This window comes from Microbacterium sp. ISL-103 (assembly GCF_018613995.1).
Lineage (GTDB): Bacteria > Actinomycetota > Actinomycetes > Actinomycetales > Microbacteriaceae > Microbacterium.
The window spans coordinates 1-4,025 of the sequence record NZ_JAGGPD010000069.1 but is presented as its reverse complement, the minus strand read 5'-3'; the positions used below and the strand labels follow the sequence as shown (position 1 = coordinate 4,025).

Here is a 4,025-nt window from a genome sequence, read left to right as displayed (position 1 = left end):
GGAAAGATCCTCGGGCGAGAACCGACGACCGCTCTCATCGCGAGTCACGCAGAGTGCACCGACAGGTTCGCCGGTGGCGATCAGTGGCACGGCCACCGTCGATCCACCGGTGTCCTGCTGCTGCTCCGACAGGATCTCGGTGACTCCGTCGGCCACGACGACACCTCCGCCGGACATGGCCGCTGAGATCAGGGTGTTACTGGCAGGGACCTCAGCGCCCTCGAGAGATTCGGCGCCGAACCCGCGAGCGGTCTCGATGCGGTAGTCGCCCGTGAGCGGGTCTGCGACCACGATGCACACCACATCGGCGTCAACCAGTGTCGCCACGCGTTCTGCGAGAACACCGAACACGTCGCCCGCGTCGGGTGACAGGAGGGCAGCATTGATCTCCGCGAGTGCACCGCTCAGCCGCTGCAGCCTCCGTGACTCCTCGAAGCGTCGCGCGTTGTCGATCGCGATCGCCGCTGTCGATGCGAGGGCGAGCACGAGCTCCTCGTCCTCTTCCGAGAACGAGCCCGCGGCTGGGTTGGTGAGGTACAGGTTTCCGTAGATTTCGTCTCGTACGCGAATGGGCACCCCGAGAAAGCTGCGCATCGGGGGGTGATGCGCGGGGAACCCGACTGACCGCGGGTCTTCTCCGAGATCGTCGAGCCGGATGGGATGTTCGTTCTCGATGACCGCCCCGAGAATGCCCAGCCCCTCCGGAAGGTGTCCGATCTGGTGGGCCAGCTCCTCCTCCATGCCTACATGGATGAATTGCTCGAGGCCTCCGTCGCGGTCGATGACGCCGAGCGCGCCGTACTGCGCTTCCACCAGGGCGACGGCTGCTTCCGCGATATGACGGAGCACGTGCTCGAGTTCGATGTCCTCTACGACGGCCTGGTTGGCGCGCAGAAGACTTCTCAGTCGTCCCTGATCAGCGAGGACGAGATGGGCACGATCCAGTATTTCCCCGATCGTGTCATCTGGGTCCGTTCGTCGCCGGCCAGGTACGTGGAGGTGATCGTCGGCCATCACATTCCCTTCCGGGCTCCCGCTGGTGATGACCTTACTCTCAAACGCCGCTCGGGGGACCTTCGCCTCTGTGCGAGCGGTGACGCAGGTCGCAGCATGGTGTGAGTGCCCGATCTGATCTGTGAAGGCGATGCACGCATGCCCGCTCGATATGTACTTGGCGTCGGCGATTCCGACGCGGCTGCCGCAGGACGGTGGGCAGAATCCCACGCCCGCCATGATGGCGTTCCGCTGGTGCGAGTGCACGTCGGTGGTGGCGCTACGGAGCAAACGCCGGGTCTTAAGGTCGGCACGAAAGAAACGGACATCGTCCATATCGGGGGGCGGGTTCCTGAAGCGCTCACCCGCTTCGTGACTGCCGATGACGTTCTGGTCATCGGTACGGGCAAGACCGGATTCATTCATAGCCGCGTTTTCGGCACCGTGAGTCTGCAGATCGCCGCCGAGGCGCCGTGCTCTGTGGCGGTTATCCCGACAATCGATCTACGTTTCCGACGGGGAATCGTCGCCGGCGTGAAGGACGACGATCTCATGACCGCTATCGTCGGCGCTGCCGCCGGTGAGGCCCGGGCCCGCCAGGAGCCGATCGAACTCATCCATTCGTCCTTCAGCGGGGTGATTCCTGCCACGGTCGAAACGCGCGCGACCATCGCGGCTCGCGTCGCTGCCGTGGAGAGCATGGTCGATGCGGTCACGAGGGTTCGAACGCGTCACACGCAGCGACCGCCCGCCGAGGCACTGCTCGACGCCTCGCGTAACGCCGCACTCCTCGTCGTAGGGGCAGGGCGCCCACGTGGCGCCGGGCACGCGCTCGGCGCTGTGACGCACGACGTCCTCGTGAATATCGATGCCCCTGTCCTCGTCGTGCGGCGCACTGCCGCCGACCGCATCTCACCGGGATCGGTCCAGAATTCATGAGCGACAACGCAAACACTCCGCCCGTAGTCGTCGGGGTAGACGGGTCCGCATCGTCGGTTGAGGCGCTCATCCGCGCCGCGACGATCGCGACAGCACTCCGCACACCATTGCAAGCGATCATCGCGTGGACCTATCCGGTGACGCTGGATCTTTTCGATCCGAGCACCGACTGGTCGCCGAAGGCAGATGCGGAACGCCTGCTAGAAGACGCGATGCAGGAGGCCTTTCAAGGATCCCCTCCGGAGCGGTTCAGCCCGTCTGCCGTTCCCGGCCCGGCCGCTGCCGTACTTCTCGAACAAAGCGATCGCGCCGCCATCCTCGTCGTGGGAAGCCGCGGACGCGGCGGATTCTCGAGGCTCCTGCTCGGTTCGGTAAGTGCCGCCTGTGCATCCCACGCGCGTTGCCCGGTTCTGATCGTGCATACGCCGAACGGGTCGGTCGGCTGACGTTCGTATGGGCAGGGGTGGTCTGCCCGAAGCACCACCCCTGCCCACGTCCCCCCTCGGCGCCGCCCTTCCTCATTTCCCAAGGCCCCACACCCTGCGAACGGAGAAGCCCCATGAGAGGCGGCTGACCACGCCCCTTTCGGGTGCGGTGGCGTAGTGTCGACGAGTTATCCGCCCCACGGCGGGAGGTGAGGGATGGGCTGCGGCTTATCGGCCGTCCGTGCCCCTGGAGCACCTTGATCGACGTGCTCGTCACGTGCGCGCCTGCCCGAAGCGGAAGCGGATGGGACGTCCCTCCGCGTCGCGGACGGGCTGCGGACAGGGAAGCGGCGGCCCGTCACGGTGTCGGGTACGAGGCGCACGTAGTTGTGCTTCGCCGTGGGACTGTCAGATGCAAGCGTGAGAACGCCGGAGGCTTCGATGTCAGCATCGGTGTCCATGCGCGTCGCGTGTCCGCGGATCACGATGCTCCACTGGAACGCGCCGTCCACCCCGTCGATCTCGAGAGCGACGTCCGGATGCCCGGCAAGGCTTCGCAGCTTAGCCCCAGGCGCCGATTTCATGAACACGCTGCCCTCATGCACGAGGTAGTTGAGGGGAAACAAATCAGGGCGTCCGTCGATGTTCTGAATCGCAAGTCGACCGAGCGAGTTCGCCTCGACCAGTTTCCAACAAGCGGCTGTTCCGATCTCCTCCACACCGGCTGACGCGGCCGTCTCCGGCGCGGTCGGTGGCTCCCGGTAGTACGGGTTGGGGTCATCATTCGCCATGGTGGGTCTCCTGAGCATCGGGTCTTCGGATCAGCCGCCGACGTGTTGCCGTCGGTGGTCGAGACGCGTCCAGTCAATCGCCGACACCTTCCTGTGAGCAGGGTCGAAAGTCCCGAGGGAGTGTCACCGCGGAGTTGTACTCTGNNCGTAGACGATCATGAGATGGTGCGGCGCGGGATTGCGGATCTTCTCGAGACGCAGTCTGATCTCAGCGTCGTCGGTGAAGCAGCAACGGTTCACGATGCACGAGCGGTCATCGCCGCGACTCTGCCGGATGTGGCGGTTTTGGACGTACATCTCCCCGACGGCAGTGGCATCGATCTGTGTCGTGAGATCCGCCAAACACACCCGCAGGTGCAGTGTCTGATACTCACGGCGTTCGATGACGACGATGCCTTGTTCGCTGCCGTTCTCGGAGACGCGGCCGGCTACCTGATGAAGACGCTCCGCACCGATGAACTACTTCACTCGATCCGCGCCGTCGCGCAGGGCCGACGGCTGATCAAACCCTCCATGGTGCGCCATGTCACTGGCACCGTCGATCGTGCCGACACTGCTGATCCTCGCTTCGGTGCTCTGAGCATGCGCGAGAAGGAGGTCCTCGCCCTCATCGCTGAGGGGCTCTCCAACCGGCAGATCGGCGACCGGCTCGGCCTTGCGGAGAAGACCGTCAAGAACTACGTCTCATCTCTGTTGAACAAGCTGGGTCTCGAGCGGCGCACGCAGGCGGCGGTGCTTCAGGCCGAGAGGGCGAGCCGCGGGTTCGACCATCGAGCCCCCTAGGTCCTGCCGTCACGAGCGCGCACCTCGATGCGGTTGTCCACGTATGTCACGTGTGGTGAGGCCCAGGCCGCGTCTGCCGCTTGACTCTTCTCCG

At 65.0% G+C, this 4,025-nt stretch carries 5 protein-coding genes; 3 read left to right on the top strand and 2 right to left on the bottom strand.

What is annotated here, in order from left to right:
- Positions 1–1,233 (bottom strand): GAF domain-containing protein (locus J7E68_RS20095; RefSeq protein WP_215169792.1); only part of this gene is annotated, 1,233 nt, incomplete at its 3' end.
- 21 nt (positions 1,234–1,254) lie between these two features.
- Here J7E68_RS20095 and J7E68_RS20090 point away from each other — a divergent pair.
- Positions 1,255–1,932, top strand: a complete 678-nt coding sequence (locus tag J7E68_RS20090) for a universal stress protein (RefSeq protein WP_215169790.1) — start codon at positions 1,255–1,257, stop codon at positions 1,930–1,932.
- Positions 1,929–2,378, top strand: coding sequence for a universal stress protein (locus tag J7E68_RS03200; RefSeq protein WP_215169788.1), 450 nt, complete (start codon positions 1,929–1,931; stop codon positions 2,376–2,378). The genes J7E68_RS20090 and J7E68_RS03200 overlap by 4 nt, the downstream gene beginning before the upstream one ends.
- Positions 2,379–2,545: 167 nt before the next feature.
- Here the strand turns inward: J7E68_RS03200 and J7E68_RS03195 are convergent, their stop codons facing one another.
- Positions 2,546–3,148 carry a pyridoxamine 5'-phosphate oxidase family protein gene (locus J7E68_RS03195; RefSeq protein ID WP_215169786.1) on the bottom strand — a complete coding sequence of 201 codons (603 nt, stop codon included), beginning with the start codon at positions 3,146–3,148 and terminating at the stop codon, positions 2,546–2,548.
- 93 nt (positions 3,149–3,241) lie between these two features.
- Here J7E68_RS03195 and J7E68_RS03190 point away from each other — a divergent pair, with 93 nt between their 5' ends.
- Positions 3,242–3,931, top strand: a complete 690-nt coding sequence (locus tag J7E68_RS03190) for a response regulator transcription factor (protein WP_311416172.1) — start codon at positions 3,242–3,244, stop codon at positions 3,929–3,931.
- Positions 3,932–4,025: the final 94 nt, after the last annotated feature.

Coding starts and splice junctions, on each gene's coding strand:
- J7E68_RS03200 (WP_215169788.1), top strand. CDS start 1,929: ATGAGCGACAACGCAAACACTCCGCCCGTAGTCGTCGGGGTAGACGGG.
- J7E68_RS03195 (WP_215169786.1), bottom strand. CDS start 3,148: ATGGCGAATGATGACCCCAACCCGTACTACCGGGAGCCACCGACCGCG.